This is a genomic window from Psychrobacillus sp. OK032 (assembly GCF_900111345.1).
Lineage (GTDB): Bacteria > Bacillota > Bacilli > Bacillales_A > Planococcaceae > Psychrobacillus.
Genome location: NZ_FOGY01000002.1, coordinates 466,046 through 488,014 on the forward strand (window position 1 = coordinate 466,046; position 21,969 = coordinate 488,014).

Consider the following 21,969-nt stretch of genomic DNA (forward strand, 5'->3'; position numbering starts at 1 on the left):
GGAGTATTTTCGCAAATTAATTTCGGAAACTTCCGCATAACGCAAAAAACGCCCCACGCTGATTAGGCGCAGGGCATCGTTATTTCTATCGTTTTATATCGTAGCCTCCGAATACTTTCTCTTCCGCTACGATATCGTTATTAGTCGCTGATCGAATGTCTACAAGCGCAGTATCGTCAAGCACCGTCTTTATCGCCGTACTTACCGTAGTAGCAAACGATTCTTTTTCGCTTTCCGAACTAACCGCCCATGTCGTTTCATCGACGAATACATTCGCTTTATAGTAACTGCCGTACTCAACAGTAACGTCCGTAATAATGCCGTCCGAATTCTCGATAAGCAACTGCTTGAACGTTTCGAATTCGGCTAACGTCTTATCTACCGCAGCTTGCTCCGTTTCTTTGCGTAGCTTTTCCGCTTCTGCATCCGCCTTTTCCTTCGCCGCTTCCGCCTCGGCTTTCTTCGCTTTCTTCGCTTCTTTCTCGGCCGCCTTCGCCGTAGCTTCCGTACTATCCGCCTTCTCTACGTATACTACTGGCGCTGCCTCTTCCGGTGGCGGTAATAAAGCGCCCATTGTTGCGCTAAATGCGGTGAATATTAAAAATGCGGCTGTCCATATCGTCCAACGTTTATACCACGGTTTTTTATCCGTTTTCATACGTACACTCCTCGTTATTGTTTCGTTATCTAATTCCGTTACTTATCATATAATATGCCGGATTATTCCGAATATGTCAACGAGGACAAAGTAAAAACGACCTAACCCGTATGTTCTACGTAGTTAGGTCGTATATTAAGTGCGTATTTTATTCTTCGTGTAGGCGCCATAACTCTTCGTCATACCAATCCGAAAATGTATCGCCTTTATCGTCAAAGTCTTTCTGATCCCCGCTAGATAGCGCCATTGGGAGAATGCCACTAAGTTGTAAGTCATCGTAAGTAATACCGGAGACACCACGACTTTCCGCACTCACCCGGTTAGTATCAGCCCAAATTTCATCGGTCATGTTAGCAAATTTATTGCCTTTTCCACGAATGACACGGCAAATATCGTCAGTATCTACCCTGCTCTTATTCTTAAAACTACCGCTAAACTTTGCTAGTTTGTCCTTTTCTGTCATGCTGATTCCTCCTTCTCAGTTTTAATTACGTCAATACTGCGTGGATTGTCAAAACACCAATCTACGTATTTGCGGTACTCTTGCGTCGACATTGCGTTAAGTTGCGCAAGATATTCTATTAGTTCGTCAAACTTGCGTTGTTCAAGTCCGAAGCGTTCCTTGTTGGCCTCGAACCATTCGAATATGTGTTGCGCACCTTTTGAAACGTTTAAGTCAGCACGTAAAGGGTAACAGTTTTCGGGAATAGACCCTCCATGCCCAACCGCAAGTGGAATTGCGTGGTCCATATGTGTGTCGGCTTCCCCGGTTAATGCACAGACATTTGCGAAGCGCTCCTTTATCTCTATTTGATGCCTTAGTGTTAAACCTGCGGGAAGTGTGCTTTTGAGCGCTCGCCTTCTACTACTGTATAGCGACACTTTCTCGGGGTTATTCTTCGTCCAACGGTTATTACTTATTCTTGCTTTCTCTGGATTTTTTCTTCTCCAAAGATTTACATATTCCTTCATCTTCTCCGGGTTTTCGTTATACCTTCGCTTGTCCATTTCTCTAAGCTTCTCCGGGTTTTCAATCCGTTTTTTTCTGACTTGTGTCGCGTGACAATCTAGGCAATTCGATCGGATACCTCCCTTGCCGTCCTTACCAAACTTCCTGTGCAATTTCAACACCCCACACAGATTACACTCCCTTGCGATTAAGCTATCACCATTCCAATATAAGCACGAACCCTTTTGGCCTTTTCTTTCCTCATAGCCCATTGCCAGTAACTCGTCCCGTGTTACGATCCCCTCGTTTTTTATCCCGTTTAATTCCTCACCCATAAAACGTCACCCCTTCGCTTTATTTGCGTTTCTTTTAATTAATACCGATTTCTCTATTAATCGTGGCACCTTATTGCGCCTCGCTATTTGTAATCTCTTATACTAGTAATATCGTTTGAGACTGCTCTGTGCGGATGGTTTTCGTGAACTAATTTTAGAGGACGCAAAAAAGCCCCATACAATTAAGTACAGGACTTTATACATTGCTTATTTAATTAAGGCTATATAATCGTGCGTATAAGCCGTTTCACCCTAAACCCAAACTAAATACTCCCGATATACATTAAGACGGCTAGAAACGAGCAAAACGGACGCTTAACGATACTTGCGTAGCTTGTCTGCGACTTCTTCCGGACTTAAATGTAAATAGCGTGTTGTTACGGCAAAATCGCTATGGCCGAGTGCTTTCGATACTAGCGCAAGGTCGCCACCACTCCGATTATAGATGTCCTTCGCGAATCCTCGACGCAATGCGTGCGGCGACATATTCGCTAATCCGTATTTACGTTTGTAGAAATTAATCCGCTTGCCGATGTTATTCGATGTAAACGACGTTGCTATCCGCGTTCCTGTTCTCGTTACAAATACGAAGTCGTTACGCTCGCCGTGTATTTTTCGGACCTTCGCATTCTGCGCTATCAGTGTGCTTAATAGCGTTTTAAGGCGTTCGTCGAACGGTAGTACGATGGATTCGCGGTTCTTAACGATAGCACCTTCGAGTCGTAGCGTCTGCGTATTTATATCGACGTGGCGTTCTTCCAATACCGATACTGATCCGAGGCGTAATCCCGTTTGATACATCAGCAGAATCGCCGTTGCATCGCGTAACTGCACGAAATCCGATAAGTCGAGCAATCGCAATAGCGCAAATACGTCAGCTTCTGCCGCCCCTTCTTTAACGGGCGCATCGACTTTAATCGTTATCTGACGCCAGAATCGTGCGCCTAGCCATCCGTTATCCGCGCAACGCTCTAAGAACGCCTTTAGGCATTTAAGACGCGTCAGCTTCGTTTGTGCGCTCACTTGCATCGACGCCAGCCATTCGTAGACGCCTTCCGCTGACGCCTCGTCTAATCGCTCTATCTGCGTTACTTCGATGAAATGCTTAACGTGTAATTCGTAGTCGCTAATCGTGCGCGGACGTAAACCGCCCGTCTGCATCTGCGTAATAACGATTTCAAGCGCTCGCGTCACCGATAAGCTGACCGATACCGCTTCCGTTTTAGACGCCTTCTTCGCTTTAGTGGGCGCCACTGAACCGAATAAATCCGTTAAATCTTTGTCGACGGCTAATTCCGTCTTTTTCTTCGTAGCCATAATAAAAAGCCTCCTATTACGTAATAAGGGCGACGGTCGGACGAGCGTAAGTCCGAAATACAGATCGACTCAATGACCGTTACTTTGTACGTGATAGAAAGGCTTATATGACGCGGCTTTAACCGCTATAGTGCGTACGTCCCAGGAGAGATTCGAACTCCCGACCGACGCCTTAGAAGGGCGTTGCTCTATCCAGCTGAGCTACTGAGACAAGTACTCCCCCACCACACAGATAGGAAAGACAATATTTATTATATAATTATACTCCAACAAAGTCAACGCTTTTCAGGAAAAAATTTAAATAAAATTCTCAATTTCATTTAAGCCAAGAGCTTTAATGGCTTTCACTTAAAGTTGCACTGGTTTTACCCCTTGCAAAATAAAATCAAAAACTTGTACTTTCTAGTACCACATGCTCCGAAGAGTAAAACTTTACTTGCCATGTATGTTTCATCTTTTCAACAATCGCATAACTTTTCTCTTTACGTCCACGCGGCTTATGTAAGCTTCCCGGATTAATATACAAAACGCCTTTTTGATATTCTGCACCGATTAAATGCGAATGACCGAAACAAACAATAGAAGCTTGTACTTCTTCGGCACGATATTTAAGTGGCATTAGCGTTGTTTTTACTTGATGCTTATGACCATGTACAACTAATATTTTTTCGTTCCCTAGGTCGATTACTACTTCTTCTGGAAAACCATCATCAAAGTCACAATTTCCTCGAACAATATGGACTGGTTTACTTTCAAAATAGGTTGCAGCTAATTCACTATCACCACAATGAATTACCGCATCTACATCCGTCCAATGCTCTAACACTCGTCCCATTGTCTCCGTATCACGATGCGTATCACTCATCACTAATATTTTCATCGATATATTTACGCTTTCCCAACTAAATCATCTAGATTCGTAGCAAGTAATTGGAGCGCATTTCCGCGATGCGAAATAGCACCTTTTTCTTCGGCTGTTAGTTCTGCCATCATCTTGTTTTCGGCAGGAACAAAAAAGATTGGATCATATCCGAATCCATTCGTGCCTTTTCTTTCTGACGCAATGATACCTTCACAAGTTCCTCTTACAGTAAATGGTTCGCTTGTCGGAGAAGCTACAGCAATCGCACAAACGAATCTTGCGCTTCTTTCTGATTCTTTGACGTCTTTAAGCTCTTCTAGCACTTTATCAATATTTGCCTCATCGCTCTTCTCTTCCCCCGCATATCTTGCAGAATAGATGCCTGGGCGTCCGTCTAGTGCGTCGATTTCAAGTCCACTGTCATCTGCAATGACCATTGTCTGTAAATGGTTAGCGAGTGCTGTTGCTTTTAACAATGCATTTTCCTCAAAAGTTGATCCTGTTTCTTCTACATCCATATCATCTGCTACATCATGAAGCGTTAGTACCTCGTATCCAAGTGGACCAAAGAGAGCTTCATAATCTTTTGCTTTTCCTTTGTTTTTCGTTGCAATAATTATCTTGTTCATACGGTTTCAGGACCTCCCTCACCAATTTTAGTTGCTAATTCGCCTAGTGCTGTGAATTGAACATCCATTAAGTGTTTAATACCAATATCACCAAAATCCAATAACTCCATTAATTGTTTTCTGGAAAATGTCGCTTCTTCTCCTGTACCTTGAAGTTCTACATATTCACCACTGCTCGTTTGGACAATATTCATATCAACGGAAGCAGCAGCGTCTTCTTCATAATTTAAATCTAATACGACCCCACCGTTTTCCAATACCCCGACACTTGTTGCAGCTAAATATTCACGAACTGGAAAATACGCCAATTTCTTTTGTTCGTATAATTTTCCAAGCGCAATCGTTAATGCCACAAATGCACCTGTAATACTTGCAGTTCTTGTACCACCATCTGCTTGAATAACGTCACAATCGATCCAAATTGTTTTTTCCCCGATTACTTCTAAATCAACAACAGAGCGAAGTGCTCGTCCAATTAGACGTTGAATTTCCATCGTACGACCAGTCACTTTTCCTTTAGAAGATTCTCTTTGGTTACGTGATTCGGTTGCGCGTGGCAGCATGGAATACTCTGCAGTAATCCATCCTTTCCCTTGTCCTCTTAAAAACGGTGGCACTCGGTCTTCAATCGTCGCATTACATATGACTTTTGTTCGTCCAACCGTTATTAATACAGATCCTTCTGGATGAATTAAATAATCAGTTTCTATTTTTACATCTCTTAGTTCATTTACTTTTCTTCCATCAGTTCTAATCATATATTTCTCCTTTAGTCTATTCATTTACGCAAAAGAAGACCCCGTTATTGAAGTTTTCTCAAGCTAACAGGGTCATTTGAATGAAATTGTTCGTACATCCGCATTCCGTAACTCTAACCATTTTTCCACAATCGTTTTAAATATTGGTACAGATCCAGTCGTATAAAAAACAGGTGTTTTTTTCTCTTCAGTCGGATGATGCATATAATGATAATCTAAATACTCCATTACATCTTGAGCTGTTTCTTCGGCAGAGGAAAGTACTTTTACATTTTGACCAACTGCTTCTTCAATATGCTTTTGTAGTAATGGATAATGCGTACATCCGAGAATAACCGTATCAAATTGCTCGTTTTTTAATGGCAATAATGTTTCCATTACCATACTCTTAGCAAACTCGCCTTCATATTCATTACTTTCAACGAGTGGAACGAATGTAGGGCAAGCAAGTGGAATAACTTTACTGGATGTATTTAAAGCCGCTATCGCTTCTTCATACGCTCCACTTTTAATCGTACCGCTTGTACCTAGCACTACGATTTCATTTTTCTTTGTTGCTTTAATCGCAGCCCTTGCCCCTGGAAAAATAACACCAATGACAGGAAAAGGCATTTTTTTACTTAATGAATTTAGCGCTACTGCCGTCGCTGTATTACAAGCAATAACAAGCATCTTGATATTCATTTTAGCAAGCGTCGTGGCGAGTTGCCATGTAAATTTACGCACCTCTTCGCTCGACCTTGGTCCATACGGACATCTTGCCGTATCTCCTATATAAATAATTTCTTCATTAGGTAAATGTCGCATAATTTCTTTTGCAACTGTCAATCCACCTACTCCAGAGTCTATAACACCAATTGGGGCTTTCACTTTAATTCCTCAGTTCTTTTTCATCTCTTGATGTAATTTTTCTAATAAAATCGATAAATTTGCTACTTCTTTTTCGTCAAACTGACCAAGGATATCTTTTAAGTATTGCTGTCTTTTATCAATAACCTCTTCAATAATACGTTCACCTTCTGCAAGTAAATGTATACGCACTACACGGCGGTCTTGTTCATCTCTAACTCGTTGAACTAGTACACTTCTTTCCATACGATCGATTAAATCCGTCGTTGTACTAAAAGCTAGATACATTTTATTGGAAAGATCACCGATTGTCATGTCTCCAAGCTCTAGAAGCCATTGGAGGGCTACAAACTGCGGCGGTGTTATTGTATATGCATTTAAAATTTGACGACCTCTTTGTTTAATAATACCCGATATATGTCGAAGCTCTTTTTCTAAAAAAGCAACATCTTCTTGATTGTGCTCCATATTTCTTATATCATCTGCCATATGATCCTTCACTCCCCAAAACAATTCTACATATTTAATATTGTGACGTGTTCTGAGGAAAATGGCAAGGATTCAAGTTAGTTCAACGATAGTTCACCTAGTCTTAATAGTTCCACAATTGCTTGTGACCTTCCGGATACTCCTAGTTTTTGTATCGTATTAGAAATATGATTTCTGACCGTTTTTTCACTAATTGATAACTGAATTGAAATTTCCTTAGTAGAATTATCTTCTACTAGTAACTGAAAAATTTGACGTTCTCTGTTCGTCAATATTGATCGATGCTGATTGTTATCATACAATGCCTTAGCCCCCTATCCACTCTCCTTCTAACGTATGTAGCATCGGGATAGTAGGTGACGGCTAGTTAGGGCTGTTTTTGAAAAACTTCTCGTTCTTCTTCATTCCAACTTGAGCCTTTCCCTGTTTTTTTGTCAATTTGGACGATAGAACCCCTGCCAGTAAAGACAATTTCGCCTTTTTCATTTTTAGCCATATAATGTATATCTACGGACGAAGAACCAATTTTATCGACTTTTACATATATTCGAATTTTTTCGTCGAAGAATACTTGTTTGACATAATCACATTGCAAATCCGCAACAACTGGAATTTTTTCTCCTTTTGGATTCAACCAGTCACTCATGAGATTTATATGTTTAAAATACTCTATACGTGCATATTCAAAATAAGCAAATGTAACCGTATTATTTAAATGTCCGTACATATCCGTTTCTGAAAAACGTACACTTACTTCCACATAAAAAGAAAATTCTTTTTCCCAACTCGCAACATCTTCTATGTAACTAGCTCGCATAAAAAACATCCCCCTATAAATGAATATTTATTCATTTATTGTAACAGAGAAACAAAAAATCTGCATAGAACATTACATTCTACGCAGATTTTATGTGACGTTCCCTGAGAAAGTGTTAACTTTTTTTACTTAGAGATTGTCAAGCTACAGCGCCTTGCTCCTGCGTATAGCTCGTCGCAGTTAAAACCATGTGCTCCTGCGCATAGCTCGTCGCAGTTAAAACCATGTGCTCCTTCGCACAGCTCGTCGCAGAAGAACGTTGTCCCTCGGGGTCAAATGTGAAAAGCTGTGGCGGCTGGAGAACTGCCTCCTGGGCCCGCACGATGCGGGTCATGTCTGCTTTGCCACAGGATGTGGCGCACTTTGCAGACCTACCCTATCCCCATTTGCCTGTCGGAGGCCTGCAGGATGCGGGTCATGCAGTCGTTGCGACACGATGTCGCGAACTTAGACTGTCCCCTCTAAAAGAGGCGCTTACGCTTTTCTATATTTAATCAACCATATGGTCGCTTCCGAAGAAGTTTTTGAACATTTGAACAGTTGTATCACGGTTCAATGCAGCGATAGAAGTTGTTAAAGGAATACCTTTTGGACATGCAACAACACAGTTTTGTGCGTTACCACAGTTTGCAAGCCCTCCATCTCCCATAATTGCATTTAGACGTTCATCTTTATTCATAGAACCTGTTGGATGTGCATTAAACAAACGTACTTGTGAAAGTGGAGCAGGTCCCATAAAGGATGCACCGCTATTTACGTTTGGACATGCTTCCAAACAAACACCACAGGTCATACATTTAGATAGTTCATATGCCCATTGACGCTTACGTTCTGGCATACGTGGTCCTTCACCAAGATCATATGATCCATCGATTGGAACCCATGCTTTTACTTTTTTCAATGAATCAAACATACGAGTTCTGTCTACTTGAAGATCACGAACTACAGGGAATGTTTTCATTGGTGCCAATTGAATCGGTTGAGTCAATTGATCAATTAACGCTGAACAAGATTGGCGTGGTTTACCATTGATAACCATTGAACAAGCTCCACACACTTCTTCTAAACAGCTCATATCCCATGCAACCGGAGTAGTCGCTTTTCCGTCAGCATTGACAGGATTTTGGCGAATTTCCATTAGGGCAGAAATAACGTTCATATTAGGACGATAATTCACTTCGAACTTCTCCCAATATGGAGTAGATTCTGGTGTATCTTGACGAAAAATTTCAATTTGAACTTTTTTTGTTTCAGTTGCTGTTACCATGATTAATTTTCTCCTTTCGTAGAATAATCACGTTTACGTGGTGCAACAATCGATACATCGACTTCTTCATAATGAATAATTGGAGCCCCAGTTGCCGGATCGAATTTCGCCATTGTTGTTTTCATGAACTCTTCATCATTACGTTCTGGGAAATCAGGTTTGTAATGCGCCCCGCGGCTTTCGTTACGTTGAAGTGCACCAATTGTAATAACACGCGCTAAATATAGCATATTTTTCAATTGACGTGTAAAGGATGCGCCTTGGTTAGACCATTTTTGCGTATCATCCATATTAATATTTTCATATCTTTCCAGTAATTCTTGAATTTTCTTATCAGTAGCCTCAAGTCTGTCATTATAACGAACTACAGTTACGTTATCCGTCATAAGCTCTCCCAATTCTTTATGAATTAGATAAGCATTTTCAGTACCTTTCATTGCTAACGTTTTGTCCCATTTTTCTTGCTCAAGTTTCACTTCAGCTTCGAAAATAGCGTCATCCATATCAACTGCATGCGTTTTAAGTTTACTCATATAGTTAACCGCATTTGGACCTGCAACGCTTCCACCGAATACAGCTGATAGTAGGGAGTTTGCTCCTAGACGGTTCGCACCGTGTTGAGAGTAATCACATTCACCCGCAGCAAATAATCCTGGAATGTTTGTCATTTGATCATCATCTACCCAAAGTCCACCCATTGAATAATGCACTGCCGGGAAGATTTTCATTGGCACTTTACGAGGATCATCACCAGTGAATTTCTCATAGATTTCGATAATTCCACCTAGTTTAATATCCAGTTCGTGTGGATCTTTGTGAGAAAGATCTAGATACACCATGTTTTCTCCGTTAATACCAAGCTTTTGGTTCACACATACGTCGAAAATTTCACGTGTTGCGATATCACGTGGTACAAGGTTACCGTATGCAGGATATTTTTCTTCTAGGAAGTACCAAGGTTTTCCGTCTTTGTATGTCCAAATACGTCCACCCTCACCACGCGCAGATTCTGACATTAAGCGGAGTTTATCGTCACCAGGGATTGCAGTTGGATGAATTTGGATAAATTCACCATTTGCATAGTATGCACCTTGTTGATAAACTATTGAAGCCGCAGAACCAGTATTGATAATAGAGTTAGTCGTTTTTCCAAAAATAATTCCAGGACCACCAGTTGCCATAATAACAGCATCCCCGCGAAAAGCACGAATCTCCATTGTTTGAAGGTTTTGTGCTTTAATACCGCGACAAACTCCTTCACTATCTTTTATAATTCCAAGGAATTCCCATCCTTCGAACTTCGTAACTAGACCGTCAACTTCAAAACGACGAACTTGTTCGTCTAAAGCGTATAACAATTGTTGGCCAGTAGTCGCACCAGCAAATGCTGTACGGTGCATTAAAGTACCACCAAAACGACGGAAATCTAATAATCCTTCAGGTGTACGGTTGAACATAACACCCATTCGGTCAAATAAGCTAATAATTCCAGGAGCAGCGTCTGTCATTGCTTTTACTGGTTTTTGGTTTGCTAAGAAGTCTCCACCATATACAGTATCATCTAAGTGTACTGTAGGTGAATCGCCTTCCCCTTTTGTATTTACAGCCCCGTTAATACCGCCTTGTGCACAAACAGAGTGTGAGCGTTTTACAGGAACTAATGAAAATAGATCTACGTGCGTGCCATCTTCGGCTGCTTTCATTGTTGCCATTAATCCAGCTAGACCACCGCCGACAACAATAAGTTTACTTTTTGCCATGCTATTCTCACTCCTCGATTTTATGGTAGTTGAATGTATGAAAAGTTCTTATACGAATGCTAAAAGAGCTTGTACACCAACTACAGATAACGCTAAGAAGATTACTAATGTTACATATGTAGCAATTCGTTGTGATTGTGGTGATTGTGTGATTCCCCAACTAACTAAGAATGACCAAATACCGTTAGCTAAGTGGAATGTTGCTGCAATAACTCCAACGATGTAAAAACCTAACATCCAAGGATTTGATAAAATCTCCGCCATCATGTTAAAATTAACTTCTTTTGCACCGATTGCAGCTTGAAATCTTGTCTCAAATACATGCCATGCGATGAAAACAACAAGAAAAATTCCAGTGAATCTTTGTAAAATGAATAGATAGTTGCGTAGCGTACCAAAGTTTTTCGGATTATTCTTTGCAGTAAATGCAATATAGATTCCGTAAAATGCATGGAAAGCTAATGGTAAGTAAATCACAAAGATTTCCAACATCAATCTAAATGGTAGACTCTCCATAAAATGGGATGCACTATTAAATGCATCTGCTCCTCTAGTAGCAAAGTGGTTTACTACTAAGTGTTGCGCCAAAAACAACCCGACAGGAATAATTCCCAAAAGTGAATGTAGGCGGCGCCAATAAAATTCGCGATCTTTCGACAAAACAGTTACCCCCCTCAAATTTACATTTGCTCGGTATGAAAACTATTTTAATAGAATAGTTTTCATACACTATTTACATCATCATGTTACGAATTTATGACATATCTATTGTACTCCCATCATTTTGGAGCGTCAAGGTATCTTTAGACTTTTCAATAAACTTCTAGATTCATATTTGAATAATGATTTGTTTATTTTTTCACAAACTATTACAATACCAACAAGAAACTATTTATGATAAAATAGACGAGAATAAATGATATTTACTTTTTGAAAGAAGGGTTGCTACTTGAATGACAAGGAACATTCACATGTAACTTCCTTTGGATATGAATTACTAAGAGACCACGTGCTTGCTTCTATTCTCGGAAAACATGAAAAAGATATTTTATATTGGGCTGGAAAAGACCTTGCTCGCAAGTTTCCACTTTACTCGATGGATGAAGCCATTACTTTCTTCGAACAAGCGGGTTGGGGAACACTTGAGTTAGAAAAAACAACAAAAGACTCTGCATTTTTTACTTTACATACGTACAATTTACCGCAAAGCGGAAAAACGAGAAGCCACCGATTAGAAGCAGGCTTTTTAGCTGAGCAGCAGCAGAAAATTGGCGGTTGTTTAACAGAATGTTATGACGAAGAACCAAATAAAAACGGAATTGTATCCTTTCATGTAAAATGGGATGCAAAAGTTTCCATATGAGCATTGAATGGCTATTTAAGCCATTCAATGCTTTTTCTTACAATCTCCATCCAACCTATTTCTGTATTTATACATTGTAAAACTCGAGCTGTGGTGATGGCTCATCGCTCACCCCGCGGAAAGCGTCCGCCTGAAGCGGAAATCACAGCGGTCACCTAATTAGGCCGTTTTTGTTACGAACTATTCTTTATTTCGCACAACACAAACAAGGGACGTAACAGTGTCACGACCCTTAAAGCTTGATTGCTTAATCTGTTATTGTTTAATTGCCAAGTCAAATTCATCATGTAATGCATTGGCAGCTGGAATCATATCCGCTTGAGGGATAACAACCGAGACTTTTATCTCAGATGTACTAACCATTTTTACAGGAATATTCTCTTGGCGAAGTCGATCGAACATTTGCGCTGCGACACCAGGATTGGAAACCATTCCGGAACCAACTATGGAAACTTTTGCTAACCCCACCTCAAAGTCCGCAAATGTAAAACCGAGTGCTTTTTTATGGGTTTCTAAAACCGTAATTGCTTCTGCTAACGATTCTTTTTTGATTGAGAACGAAACTGCAGGTTTTACACCGTCTACAATGGATTGCACAATAATATCTACATTTATATGATTTTCTGCTAGCGTCGTGAAAATCGATGCAAGTGATCCATTAAACGGCACATCATACTCAATAGTTAGTCGTACAATATCAGATTCAAATGCTACCCCACGCACTACTAAATTATTTTCCACATCTACTTCCTCCTTTAAAATTGTTCCTTCATTTTCTTCAGAGCTTGAACGTACTCTTAGTGGTATTTTATAGTTTTTTGCAAATTCTACTGCTCTTGGATGGAGTATTCCAGCACCCAAATTAGCAAGCTCCAGCATTTCATCGTATTCTAATTGTTCTAGCTTTCTAGCATTTGTAACGTACCTTGGATCCGATGTAAATACCCCTTCCACATCCGTATAAATATCACATACATCCGCTTCTATTGTTACTGCAATTGCTACTGCAGTCGTATCTGATCCACCTCTTCCAAGTGTCGTGATTTCGCCATGACTAGAAACCCCTTGAAATCCTGCAACAATAACGATTTTTCCTTCAGTTAATAAGTCATTTATTTTAGAGCCATCCATTTTCTCGACTCTTGCGTTTTTATGTACATTATTTGTTATAAGACCTGCTTGCCAACCAGTAAGAGAAACGGCGTCTAGTCCTAATGCATTTAACTGAATCGCAAGTAATGCCATTGTCACTTGTTCTCCGGTTGATAGTAGCATGTCCATTTCGCGCTTGGATGGATTTTCCGTTATTTCACTCGCTAAATTTTGTAACTCATCTGTCGCTTTTCCCATTGCCGATACTACAACAACGATATCATGCCCTTTTTCTTTCTCTCTACCGATTCTTTTTGCTACGCTTGCAATTTTTTCTGTAGTTGCTACAGAAGTCCCACCGAACTTCATCACAATTTTACTCATGCATTTTCTCTCCCTTGTTTATCTGTAAGGATTAAAAAATGCTTTTCACATATTGTGAAAAGCATTGTCTCATACACGGTCAAATAATGTCCATGTGAGATAGCCCTCCAGAATACTGAATTCTGACAATCCTACATTTTTTCAATGCAGAACCAACCTAGAATAGGAAAAGCTATTCTACGTTTCGGCAAATGACCCTTTCGTTTAGCGATTGACGGATCCTTTCATCCTCCCGCTAAGTACTCTTGTCAGTTTGCACCTCTATCTTCACTTATTAATTTCGCCTCGGCGTAACGCAATAAATCTGTGACATCCGCCGGAGGCTTAACTTGAATCAGCAAAAAAACTGCTTAGTCAGGTTAATAGTGAATATTAAATTGTATCAACCATACCACAGGAAAATTCAGAAGACAATTACTTTTTCTGAAAATGTTCAATCATCGTGTCTGCTAGTTTACTAGAAAGCCCTGCTTCGATAAATTCTTCCTTTGTCGCGGCCTGCATTTTCTTGATCGATCCGAAGTGCTTTAATAATATTTTTTTTCGTTTTGGACCTATTCCTTCTATTCCGTCTAAAGAGGAAGCAATCGTATGTTTCCCTCTTTGTTGGCGATGGAATGTAATAGCAAATCGGTGCACTTCATCTTGTATACGCTGTAATAAGTAAAATGCTTCACTCGTCCGTTTCATCGGAATGATGTCAATTGGATTTCCGTAAAGAAGCTGAGACGTTTGGTGCTTCCCGTCTTTTGCAAGTCCAGCGATAGGTATTTCTAAACCCAACTCGTCTTCCAAAATTTCTCGAGCTGATTCTATTTGACCCTTTCCTCCATCGATAATAATTAAATCGGGTAAAGGTAAATTTTCTTTTAATACACGTGTATATCTTCTACGAATTACTTCTCGCATTGCGCCGTAATCATCGTGTTTAGCGGCAGTTTTCGTCTTATACTTTCGGTAATCCTTTTTGTACGCTTTTCCATCCACAAATACAACCATCGCGGAAACGGCGTCTGTACCATGTATATGAGAATTGTCAAAAGCCTCCATTCGATTCGGAGTAGCAATCCCCATTAAATTACCTAACTCCTCCACTGCCCCTATTGTCCGCTCTTCTTGTCTTTCGATGAGATGAAACTTCTCACTTAAGGCAAGTACTGCATTTTTCTTTGCAAGGTCTACTAAGTTTTTTTTCAATCCTTTTTGCGGTGTGATTACTTTCATCTCTAATAATTCTGAAGCCAAATGTACGTCTGTATTAATAGGAACGTATACCTCTTTAGGTTTTATATGCTCTGGTTTCGCATAGAACTGACCTAAAAATGTTAAAAACTCTTCTTCCGGATCACGATATAATGGAAACAGAGAAACATCCCGTTCGATGAGTTTTCCTTGTCGGATAAAAAACACCTGGACACACATCCAGCCTTTATCGACGGTATAACCAAATATATCTCGACTCGTAAAATCGTTTATCGTAATTTTTTGTTTTTCCATGACCATTTCAATATTGGAAATTTGATCCCTATATTCTTTTGCGCGTTCAAACTCTAGATTTTCTGCCGCTACTTTCATCTTCTCGTTCAGCTCTTTTTTCACATGTGTATATCCACCATTTAAAAAGCTTGTAATTTCGTCAGTCATCTTTTTATAAGTGGACTCTTCTATTTCCTTTACACATGGAGCAAGGCATTGCCCTAAATGATAATATAAGCAAACACGATCCGGTAATTTCGCACACTTTCTTAAAGGATAAATTCGATCTAATAGTTTTTTGGTCTCAGACGCTGCATGTGCATTTGGATATGGGCCAAAATATTTTCCTTTATCTTTTTTTACTTGTCTTGTAATGATCAGTTTTGGATTTTTTTCTGCAGTAATCTTAATGTATGGATACGTTTTATCGTCTTTTAGCATAATATTATATTTTGGATCATGCTTTTTAATAAGATGAAGCTCGAGGATAAGTGCTTCTAACTCGGACGATGTAACGATATATTCAAAATCAACTATTTCTTGTACTAATCTTTGTGTTTTCCCATCGTGCGATCCCGTAAAATAGGAACGTACACGATTTTTTAATATTTTCGCTTTGCCGACATAAATAATGGTTCCTTGTCGATCTTTCATTAAATAACATCCAGGATCATCTGGTAATATGGCGCATTTTTGTTGTATTAAATCATTCATTATATCACCCGTTTAAAAAAACCGGGACCTTTGCGGACCCGGTTTTATATTATGCGTTTTTTTCTACAAATTGAACTAATGCTTCTTTTGGTTGGAAACCAACAGCTTTGTCTACCGGTTGACCATCCTTAAACAATACTAGAGTTGGGATAGACATAATACCAAATTGACTAGCAGTTGCTTGGTTTTCATCCACATCCACTTTTACGATTTTTACTTTATCGCTCATTTCAGCGTCCATTTCTTCCAGTACAGGAGCAATCATTTTACAAGGTCCACACCATGTTGCCCAAAAATCTACTAATACTAACCCTTCCTCAATTTCTTGTGAGAAAGTCTGATCTGTTCCATGAACTATTGCCATTTAAAAATTCCTCCTTTGGTTAACTATAAATTGATTATAGCAGACTCATATTACTACATCTACATATTAGCTTACAAGCAAAAACTCGGCTCAATGAATGAGCCGAGTCCTTGTTAAGCATTTACTTTAAGTTGTTTGAATTCTTCCGTAAGCATTGGGATTACTTCGAATAAATCACCAACGATTCCGTAATCTGCTACTTTAAAAATATTTGCTTCTGGATCTTTATTGATCGCTACAATAATTTTCGAGTTCGACATACCAGCTAAATGCTGAATCGCACCTGAGATACCTGCCGCGATATAAAGGTCCGGTGTTACCACTTTACCAGTTTGTCCAATTTGTAGGGAATAATCACAGTAATCAGCATCACAAGCCCCGCGGGATGCTCCAACTGCTCCACCTAGTACGGCAGCAAGCTCTTTTAATGGAGCAAAACCTTCTTCGCTCTTCACTCCACGTCCTCCTGCGATGACTACTTTTGCTTCTGATAAATCTACACCCTCGGATGATTTACGAACTACTTCTTTAATGATAGTGCGAAGGTTTGTAATATCTACTGATAAAGCCGATACATCCGCAATTTTATTTTCCTCTTTTGTTAGGGGCGCAATATTATTCGGACGAATTGTGATGAATTCGATACCATTTTTCACTTTCACTTTTTCGAATGCTTTACCTGAATAGATTGGGCGGATATAAACAGCAGCATCGCCTTCTCCTTCAATAGCTGTTACATCCGATACTAGTCCTACTTGTAATTTACTTGCAATTTTAGGTGATAAATCTTTCCCAAGAGCTGTATGTCCAAAAACAATAGCTTCTGGTTTCTCTTGCTCAATTACTGCAAGAATGGCTTGTCCATACCCGTCTGATGTATATTGTTTTAAATGTGGATGTTCCACCGTAATGACGCGATCTGCACCATATTTACCAAGTTCTGTTGATAGATCTTTCACGGAATCTCCTAATAGAACGCTTACTACTTCCCCGCCATTTGAAATTTGTTTTCCAGCAGCGATTGCTTCATAAGAAACATTACGTAGAGTACCTTCACGCGCCTCTGCAAGTACTAATACTTTTTTAGACATATTCTTTTCCTCCTAGTTTAAGTTTAAAAGTTAATATTCGATTAAACGACTTTTGCTTCCGAATGGAGTAAGTGAACTAACTCTCTCACTTGGTCAGCTAGCTCGCCTTCTAATACTTTTCCTGCTTCCTTTTTAGGAGGTAAATATATTTCCAGTGTTTCTGTTTTTGCTTCTACATCATCTTCATCAATATCTAAATCATCTAGTTCTACTTCATCTAATGGTTTTTTCTTTGCTTTCATAATTCCAGGTAATGAAGGGTAGCGTGGTTCATTTAACCCTTGTTGCGCTGTAACTAATAGTGGTAAAGAAGTTTCAAGGATTTCTGTATCCCCTTCCACATCACGTTTAATTGTTACAGTTGTCCCATCAATTTCAAGATTTGTAATAGTTGTTACATAGTTAATACCTAGCAACTCTGCAACGCGTGGTCCAATTTGTCCAGATCCACCATCAATCGCAACATTACCAGCCAATATTAAATCAGGGTTTTTATCTTTTAAGTATTCCGAAATGATATGAGCAGCTGTGAACTGATCCAGTTCTTCTACATCATCTTCTACATTAATAAGAACGGCTTTGTCAGCCCCCATAGCTAGCGCAGTACGAAGTTGTTTTTCTGCGTCTTCCCCGCCCAATGTAAGAACAGTTACCTCTCCACCTTGTGCGTCGCGAACCTGAATTGCTTCTTCAATTGCATATTCATCGTAAGGATTGATAATGAATTCTGCTCCGTCTTCTTGGATTTTACCACCACTCACGACGATTTTTTCTTCTGTATCAAATGTGCGTTTCACTAAAACATAAATATTCATTTAGTTATCCTCCCCTAGCGTATATTTACTTCCCTTTAAAAACAGGTTCTCTTTTTTCTAAAAATGCAGAAATACCTTCATTTGCATCTTCTGAAACAAAAACACTTCCAAAAACATTTGCTTCTGCTCGTACACCTTCATAATAAGAGGCTGGTTTTATATATTGGAGCATTTCTAACGCCGCTTTTACAGCGATAGGGCTTTTCTTTGCAATTTTAGTTGCAAGTTCTTGGGCGCGACTAAATAACTCTTCTTCCGGATAAGCATGATTGGCTAAACCAATTCTAACTGCTTCTGTCCCACTGATTGGTTCACTCGTTAACAGCAATTCTGCTGCTTTTGCAAACCCAACGTAGCGCGGAAGTCGCTGCGTTCCAGCAAAACCAGGTATTAACCCTAATTGTAATTCTGGAAGTCCAAGTTTAGCATTTTCCGAAACAAGCCGTATATGACAGCTCATCGCTAACTCTAAACCACCACCAAGTGCAGCACCATGAATTGCTGCGATTACCGGTTTCGAAAATCTTTCTAATCTTTCAAAGATCACTTGTCCACTTTCAGCCAATTCTGAAAATTCTCCTCCTGAAGAAACCGAAGTAAATTCTTTAATATCCGCACCAGCAGAAAAGAATCTACCTTCACCTTTCAACAACAGGACACGAACTGCATCGTCATTTTCAACTGCATCTAGCAAGTCATTAATCTCTAAAATTACCCCTCTTGCCAGTGCATTTGCCGGTGGACGATTTAGTGTAACAGTAGCCACACTATCTTCAATCTCCCATGTCAAAAATTCCATTCACTCTCTCCCCCTTGTTATACTTTTATAGCATTTAATAACAGACGATGTACTTTTGGGGTCAAGTCTATAAGATTATATTTATATTCATTCATAACCCAAGTAGTTGTCGTCTCATCTATTGTACCAAAAATCATTTGTCTTGCTAGTCGAATATCTATCTTTTGCTCAAATTCTTCATTTTCAATTCCTTCTTTTAAAATGGTATCTAGTAGTACTAAGTAATTTTTTAAAATGGCATTAATACGTAAACGGAGAGCCAAATTCGACTGCCTTAACTCTAACTGGGTAACTGTTGCTAAGTGATGATCACTCGCAAGTACACTAAAGTGATTTTCAATCATTTTAAATAACTTCTCTGAAGCACTTGCATCAATTTCAATTATTTGCTTTAAATTTTCTGCGAATACCTCCATTTTTTCTTCAAATACGGAGATTAATATGTCTTCTTTGTTTTTAAAATATAAATAGATTGTCCCATCTGCCACGCCAGCTTGTTTAGCTATTTTAGAAACTTGTGACTGATGATACCCATTTTCTGCAATAACAATAATGGCAGCATCTATAATTTGCTTATATTTCGGCTTTTCCTTTTTCAATAAACCCACCACCAAATAATCAATTGCCGTAAAAACCATGGATTGTAACCTTGGCTAAACAATATAAAAATATGAATGATTATTCATTCATATTTTTATATTATATTTAATTTTCAGTAATGTCAACATACGAATCGATTCGATTAGAATAAAACTAGGAAGTTTGTTCTTGCGTTAGTTGTTTTAACTTTTCTTTTTCTTCCTCTATTAATGTCCTTCTTAATATTTTCCCAACTGCTGTTTTTGGTAGCTCTTTTCTAAATTCATAAATTCTTGGTACTTTAAAAGAGGCTAAATTTTCACGACAGAATGTATTTATCTCTTCTTCTGTTACAGACGCTCCCTCTTTTAACACGACGTACGCCTTTACTGTTTCACCACGATATGCATCCGGTACTCCCGCAACTACACATTCTTGGATCGCAGAATGTTCATACAGCACTTCTTCCACATCACGTGGATAAATATTATATCCGCCAGCGATGATCATATCCTTTTTCCGGTCCACTACATAAAAGTAACCGCTTTCATCCATGTAGCCTAAATCTCCTGTTAAAAGCCAACCGCTACGCATCGTCATCTCCGTATCTTCCGGACGGTTCCAATAGCCTTTCATGACTTGCGGTCCTTTAACTGCAATTTCCCCAATCTCCCCAGGAGGAAGTGGTGTTGTAGATTCTATACCGAAAATGGCCGCATCTGTATCTGGCCACGGTATACCAACAGATCCCTTCACTCGATCCTCGCTATAGATTAAATTCGCATGTGATACAGGGGAAGTTTCTGTTAATCCATAGCCCTCTACTAATCTACCACCTGTAACTTGCTCAAACTTTTCTTGCACTTCTATAGGTAGCGCAGCAGAGCCACTCAAACAAGCTACAATAGAAGATAAATCATATTTTTGTACATCCGGATGATTTAATATACCAATGTAAATCGTCGGTGCACCAGGAAATAGAGTTGGCTTTTGCTTATCGATTGTTTTGAGAGCTGTTTCCACATCAAATTTTGGTAATAATATCATTCTATTTCCTAACATGACAGCCAATATTAAGACAGTCGTCATCCCGTACACATGGAAAAATGGCAAAATACCTAGTATGCTTTCTTCGCCTTTTTTACATTTATAAAGCCATGCATCACACATCGATGCATTCGATATCAAATTTTTATGCGTTAGCATAACTCCTTTTGGAAATCCTGTAGTTCCACCTGTATATTGTAAAAGTGCAATATCATCTTCGAAATCAAAAGGCATATTTATCGGATCTGCTTTTGCTACTTTCATTATTTCAGGGAATAAGTGGTTGATGCCCCGATGTTCCACTTTCACACTGAATCCATATTGTTTTTTTTGAATGAAAGGATACACCAAGTTTTTAGGAAAAGGTAAATAATCTTTAATGCCAGTTAAAATAATGTTTTCGAGCTCCGTGTCTTTTATTACTTTAGAAATCCTTGGATATAAAATATCTAATGCTAAAATTACTTTTGCACCAGAATCTTTCATTTGATAAGAAATTTCTCTTTCTGTATATAACGGATTTGTTTGCACTACTATTGCCCCTGCATATAAGGCACCGTAATAACCAATAACCCCTTGTGGACAGTTGGGTAGCATAATAGCTACTCTGTCTCCTTTTTGAATGCCAATCATTCGTAAATAGTTCGCAAATTTCAAGGAAGATTCATAGAGTTCCTTGTACGTTACATCTTTCCCCATGAAATGGATAGCTATTTTTTCTGGAAATTTGTTATACGTTCTTGTTAAGTATTCTTGTACTGGAATAGATTCGTAGGAAAGCGTATGTGGGATCTCAGCTGGATATTGGGAAAGCCAAATTTTCTCAGTCATTCTTTTGCCCCCTCATTTCATAATCGTTCGAACATTCATATTTTCATTATAGATATAAATGAATGACAATTCAATTTATTTATAATAGAAAAAAGAGACTGTTGTGATTAGTTTATCTCAACAGTCTCTAAAATGAGCTGTTCACTCATTCTATTACTCCATTACTACATATATTATTCCGACAAGGACAAAAAGTATGCCTACAGCAATTAAAACTTTCGACAATTTTTCCATTACATTCGCTCCTATGAAATACTTGCTCCTATGACAAATGATAAGCCAACGGAAATAATCAGGGAAATAAATCCGACCGAGCGATTATCATTTTCTATTTCTTTATCCACATTAAAACTTGGTGTTAAAAATTCAAATAACCAATATGCAATAATTAGCAAGGTAAAACCGAATAATCCCCAACCAATCATTTGAAAAAATGAATTATGTTGTTCTATTGAATATTTAAAAATATTACATACACCAAAAATTTTTCCGCCTGTCGCCATGGCAACGGCGACATTTCCTTTTTTAATTTCTTCCCAGTTTTTATACTTCGTTACAAGTTCAAATATAACCATGGAAACAACTAAACATAAAATAACAACACTAAAATAACCAGCTGACTCCACAAGTGGGTTTGCCCAAAAACCAGAAAGCAACATGCTAAAAACCCCTTTAAATTTTTCTTACTATACGTGTAATTAGATAAAAAGTTTCAAATTCCTTT

General features: G+C 39.0%; 24 protein-coding genes, 1 tRNA gene and 1 riboswitch. Of the genes, 1 reads left to right on the forward strand and 24 read right to left on the reverse strand.

Annotated elements, in window-relative coordinates; all coding sequences use genetic code 11:
- Positions 1 to 85: 85 nt before the first annotated feature.
- The 15 genes from BMZ04_RS05980 to BMZ04_RS06055 all read right to left on the reverse strand — a co-directional run bounded on the left by BMZ04_RS05980 (position 86) and on the right by BMZ04_RS06055 (position 11,350).
- Positions 86 to 658: a hypothetical protein gene (locus BMZ04_RS05980; RefSeq protein WP_093266688.1), complete on the reverse strand. Its 573-nt coding sequence runs from the start codon at positions 656 to 658 to the stop codon at positions 86 to 88.
- A gap of 148 nt (positions 659 to 806) precedes the next feature.
- Positions 807 to 1,121: a hypothetical protein gene (locus BMZ04_RS05985; protein ID WP_093266691.1), complete on the reverse strand. Its 315-nt coding sequence runs from the start codon at positions 1,119 to 1,121 to the stop codon at positions 807 to 809.
- Positions 1,118 to 1,942, reverse strand: coding sequence for a hypothetical protein (locus tag BMZ04_RS05990; protein WP_093266694.1), 825 nt, complete (start codon positions 1,940 to 1,942; stop codon positions 1,118 to 1,120). The genes BMZ04_RS05985 and BMZ04_RS05990 overlap by 4 nt, the downstream gene beginning before the upstream one ends.
- A 315-nt stretch (positions 1,943 to 2,257) precedes the next feature.
- Positions 2,258 to 3,259, reverse strand: a complete 1,002-nt coding sequence (locus BMZ04_RS05995; RefSeq protein WP_093266697.1) for a tyrosine-type recombinase/integrase — start codon at positions 3,257 to 3,259, stop codon at positions 2,258 to 2,260.
- 137 nt (positions 3,260 to 3,396) lie between these two features.
- Positions 3,397 to 3,470: transfer RNA gene (locus tag BMZ04_RS06000), tRNA-Arg, on the reverse strand.
- A gap of 174 nt (positions 3,471 to 3,644) precedes the next feature.
- Positions 3,645 to 4,139 carry a metallophosphoesterase family protein gene (locus BMZ04_RS06005; RefSeq protein ID WP_093266700.1) on the reverse strand — a complete coding sequence of 165 codons (495 nt, stop codon included), beginning with the start codon at positions 4,137 to 4,139 and terminating at the stop codon, positions 3,645 to 3,647.
- An 8-nt stretch (positions 4,140 to 4,147) separates the two neighbouring features.
- Positions 4,148 to 4,750: an XTP/dITP diphosphatase gene (locus BMZ04_RS06010; protein ID WP_093266703.1), complete on the reverse strand. Its 603-nt coding sequence runs from the start codon at positions 4,748 to 4,750 to the stop codon at positions 4,148 to 4,150.
- A complete protein-coding gene (gene rph / locus BMZ04_RS06015; protein WP_093266706.1) occupies positions 4,747 to 5,508 on the reverse strand; it encodes a ribonuclease PH in 762 nt (253 codons plus the stop codon). Before rph ends, BMZ04_RS06010 begins: the two co-directional genes overlap by 4 nt.
- Before the next feature lie 72 nt (positions 5,509 to 5,580).
- Positions 5,581 to 6,378 carry a glutamate racemase gene (racE, locus tag BMZ04_RS06020; RefSeq protein WP_093266709.1) on the reverse strand — a complete coding sequence of 266 codons (798 nt, stop codon included), beginning with the start codon at positions 6,376 to 6,378 and terminating at the stop codon, positions 5,581 to 5,583.
- 9 nt (positions 6,379 to 6,387) lie between these two features.
- Positions 6,388 to 6,846 carry a MarR family winged helix-turn-helix transcriptional regulator gene (locus BMZ04_RS06025; protein ID WP_093266712.1) on the reverse strand — a complete coding sequence of 153 codons (459 nt, stop codon included), beginning with the start codon at positions 6,844 to 6,846 and terminating at the stop codon, positions 6,388 to 6,390.
- A gap of 77 nt (positions 6,847 to 6,923) precedes the next feature.
- Positions 6,924 to 7,148 (reverse strand): helix-turn-helix domain-containing protein, encoded by a 225-nt coding sequence (locus BMZ04_RS06030; RefSeq protein ID WP_093266715.1) that lies wholly within the window; start codon positions 7,146 to 7,148, stop codon positions 6,924 to 6,926.
- Positions 7,149 to 7,213: 65 nt separating this feature from the next.
- The gene (locus BMZ04_RS06035; protein WP_093266718.1) at positions 7,214 to 7,663 is read right to left on the reverse strand and encodes an acyl-CoA thioesterase; all 450 of its coding nucleotides are present in this window, start codon (positions 7,661 to 7,663) and stop codon (positions 7,214 to 7,216) included.
- Positions 7,664 to 8,153: 490 nt separating this feature from the next.
- Entirely contained in the window at positions 8,154 to 8,930 is a 777-nt protein-coding gene (sdhB, locus tag BMZ04_RS06045) for a succinate dehydrogenase iron-sulfur subunit (RefSeq protein ID WP_093266724.1), read from the reverse strand.
- A gap of 2 nt (positions 8,931 to 8,932) precedes the next feature.
- Positions 8,933 to 10,690, reverse strand: coding sequence for a succinate dehydrogenase flavoprotein subunit (sdhA, locus tag BMZ04_RS06050; protein WP_093266727.1), 1,758 nt, complete (start codon positions 10,688 to 10,690; stop codon positions 8,933 to 8,935).
- A 48-nt stretch (positions 10,691 to 10,738) separates the two neighbouring features.
- Entirely contained in the window at positions 10,739 to 11,350 is a 612-nt protein-coding gene (locus BMZ04_RS06055) for a succinate dehydrogenase cytochrome b558 subunit (protein ID WP_093266730.1), read from the reverse strand.
- Between the two features lie 289 nt (positions 11,351 to 11,639).
- Between BMZ04_RS06055 and BMZ04_RS06060 the strand changes: the two genes are divergently transcribed.
- A complete protein-coding gene (locus BMZ04_RS06060) occupies positions 11,640 to 12,053 on the forward strand; it encodes a YslB family protein (RefSeq protein ID WP_093266733.1) in 414 nt (137 codons plus the stop codon).
- A gap of 255 nt (positions 12,054 to 12,308) precedes the next feature.
- On the opposite strand, the gene BMZ04_RS06065 is transcribed toward BMZ04_RS06060, so the two are convergent.
- The 9 genes from BMZ04_RS06065 to BMZ04_RS06105 all read right to left on the reverse strand — a co-directional run bounded on the left by BMZ04_RS06065 (position 12,309) and on the right by BMZ04_RS06105 (position 21,904).
- Positions 12,309 to 13,529, reverse strand: coding sequence for an aspartate kinase (locus BMZ04_RS06065; RefSeq protein WP_093266736.1), 1,221 nt, complete (start codon positions 13,527 to 13,529; stop codon positions 12,309 to 12,311).
- Positions 13,530 to 13,621: 92 nt separating this feature from the next.
- Positions 13,622 to 13,801, reverse strand: a riboswitch (Lysine riboswitch).
- Between the two features lie 142 nt (positions 13,802 to 13,943).
- Positions 13,944 to 15,719: an excinuclease ABC subunit UvrC gene (gene uvrC / locus BMZ04_RS06070; protein WP_093266739.1), complete on the reverse strand. Its 1,776-nt coding sequence runs from the start codon at positions 15,717 to 15,719 to the stop codon at positions 13,944 to 13,946.
- Positions 15,720 to 15,768: 49 nt separating this feature from the next.
- The gene (gene trxA / locus BMZ04_RS06075) at positions 15,769 to 16,083 is read right to left on the reverse strand and encodes a thioredoxin (protein WP_093266742.1); all 315 of its coding nucleotides are present in this window, start codon (positions 16,081 to 16,083) and stop codon (positions 15,769 to 15,771) included.
- A gap of 113 nt (positions 16,084 to 16,196) precedes the next feature.
- Positions 16,197 to 17,174 (reverse strand): electron transfer flavoprotein subunit alpha/FixB family protein, encoded by a 978-nt coding sequence (locus tag BMZ04_RS06080; protein WP_093266745.1) that lies wholly within the window; start codon positions 17,172 to 17,174, stop codon positions 16,197 to 16,199.
- A gap of 41 nt (positions 17,175 to 17,215) precedes the next feature.
- Positions 17,216 to 17,989 (reverse strand): electron transfer flavoprotein subunit beta/FixA family protein, encoded by a 774-nt coding sequence (locus BMZ04_RS06085; RefSeq protein ID WP_093266748.1) that lies wholly within the window; start codon positions 17,987 to 17,989, stop codon positions 17,216 to 17,218.
- A 25-nt stretch (positions 17,990 to 18,014) separates the two neighbouring features.
- The gene (locus BMZ04_RS06090) at positions 18,015 to 18,788 is read right to left on the reverse strand and encodes an enoyl-CoA hydratase (protein WP_093266751.1); all 774 of its coding nucleotides are present in this window, start codon (positions 18,786 to 18,788) and stop codon (positions 18,015 to 18,017) included.
- Between the two features lie 17 nt (positions 18,789 to 18,805).
- Positions 18,806 to 19,387, reverse strand: a complete 582-nt coding sequence (locus BMZ04_RS06095) for a TetR/AcrR family transcriptional regulator (protein ID WP_093266755.1) — start codon at positions 19,385 to 19,387, stop codon at positions 18,806 to 18,808.
- Positions 19,388 to 19,541: 154 nt separating this feature from the next.
- Complete coding sequence (locus BMZ04_RS06100; protein ID WP_093266758.1) at positions 19,542 to 21,245, reverse strand: AMP-binding protein; 1,704 nt, start codon at positions 21,243 to 21,245, stop codon at positions 19,542 to 19,544.
- 245 nt (positions 21,246 to 21,490) lie between these two features.
- Positions 21,491 to 21,904: a DUF350 domain-containing protein gene (locus BMZ04_RS06105; protein WP_093266761.1), complete on the reverse strand. Its 414-nt coding sequence runs from the start codon at positions 21,902 to 21,904 to the stop codon at positions 21,491 to 21,493.
- Between the last annotated feature and the right edge of the window lie 65 nt (positions 21,905 to 21,969).

Excerpts from the sequence above, each read along its gene's own strand:
- BMZ04_RS05980 (WP_093266688.1), bottom strand. The coding sequence starts at position 658 with ATGAAAACGGATAAAAAACCGTGGTATAAACGTTGGACGATATGGACA.
- BMZ04_RS05985 (WP_093266691.1), bottom strand. The coding sequence starts at position 1,121 with ATGACAGAAAAGGACAAACTAGCAAAGTTTAGCGGTAGTTTTAAGAAT.
- BMZ04_RS05990 (WP_093266694.1), bottom strand. The coding sequence starts at position 1,942 with ATGGGTGAGGAATTAAACGGGATAAAAAACGAGGGGATCGTAACACGG.
- BMZ04_RS05995 (WP_093266697.1), bottom strand. The coding sequence starts at position 3,259 with ATGGCTACGAAGAAAAAGACGGAATTAGCCGTCGACAAAGATTTAACG.
- BMZ04_RS06005 (WP_093266700.1), bottom strand. The coding sequence starts at position 4,139 with ATGAAAATATTAGTGATGAGTGATACGCATCGTGATACGGAGACAATG.
- BMZ04_RS06010 (WP_093266703.1), bottom strand. The coding sequence starts at position 4,750 with ATGAACAAGATAATTATTGCAACGAAAAACAAAGGAAAAGCAAAAGAT.
- rph (WP_093266706.1), bottom strand. The coding sequence starts at position 5,508 with ATGATTAGAACTGATGGAAGAAAAGTAAATGAACTAAGAGATGTAAAA.
- BMZ04_RS06025 (WP_093266712.1), bottom strand. The coding sequence starts at position 6,846 with ATGGCAGATGATATAAGAAATATGGAGCACAATCAAGAAGATGTTGCT.
- BMZ04_RS06035 (WP_093266718.1), bottom strand. The coding sequence starts at position 7,663 with ATGCGAGCTAGTTACATAGAAGATGTTGCGAGTTGGGAAAAAGAATTT.
- sdhB (WP_093266724.1), bottom strand. The coding sequence starts at position 8,930 with ATGGTAACAGCAACTGAAACAAAAAAAGTTCAAATTGAAATTTTTCGT.
- sdhA (WP_093266727.1), bottom strand. The coding sequence starts at position 10,690 with ATGGCAAAAAGTAAACTTATTGTTGTCGGCGGTGGTCTAGCTGGATTA.
- BMZ04_RS06065 (WP_093266736.1), bottom strand. The coding sequence starts at position 13,529 with ATGAGTAAAATTGTGATGAAGTTCGGTGGGACTTCTGTAGCAACTACA.
- uvrC (WP_093266739.1), bottom strand. The coding sequence starts at position 15,719 with ATGAATGATTTAATACAACAAAAATGCGCCATATTACCAGATGATCCT.
- trxA (WP_093266742.1), bottom strand. The coding sequence starts at position 16,083 with ATGGCAATAGTTCATGGAACAGATCAGACTTTCTCACAAGAAATTGAG.
- BMZ04_RS06080 (WP_093266745.1), bottom strand. The coding sequence starts at position 17,174 with ATGTCTAAAAAAGTATTAGTACTTGCAGAGGCGCGTGAAGGTACTCTA.
- BMZ04_RS06085 (WP_093266748.1), bottom strand. The coding sequence starts at position 17,989 with ATGAATATTTATGTTTTAGTGAAACGCACATTTGATACAGAAGAAAAA.
- BMZ04_RS06090 (WP_093266751.1), bottom strand. The coding sequence starts at position 18,788 with ATGGAATTTTTGACATGGGAGATTGAAGATAGTGTGGCTACTGTTACA.
- BMZ04_RS06100 (WP_093266758.1), bottom strand. The coding sequence starts at position 21,245 with ATGACTGAGAAAATTTGGCTTTCCCAATATCCAGCTGAGATCCCACAT.
- BMZ04_RS06105 (WP_093266761.1), bottom strand. The coding sequence starts at position 21,904 with ATGTTGCTTTCTGGTTTTTGGGCAAACCCACTTGTGGAGTCAGCTGGT.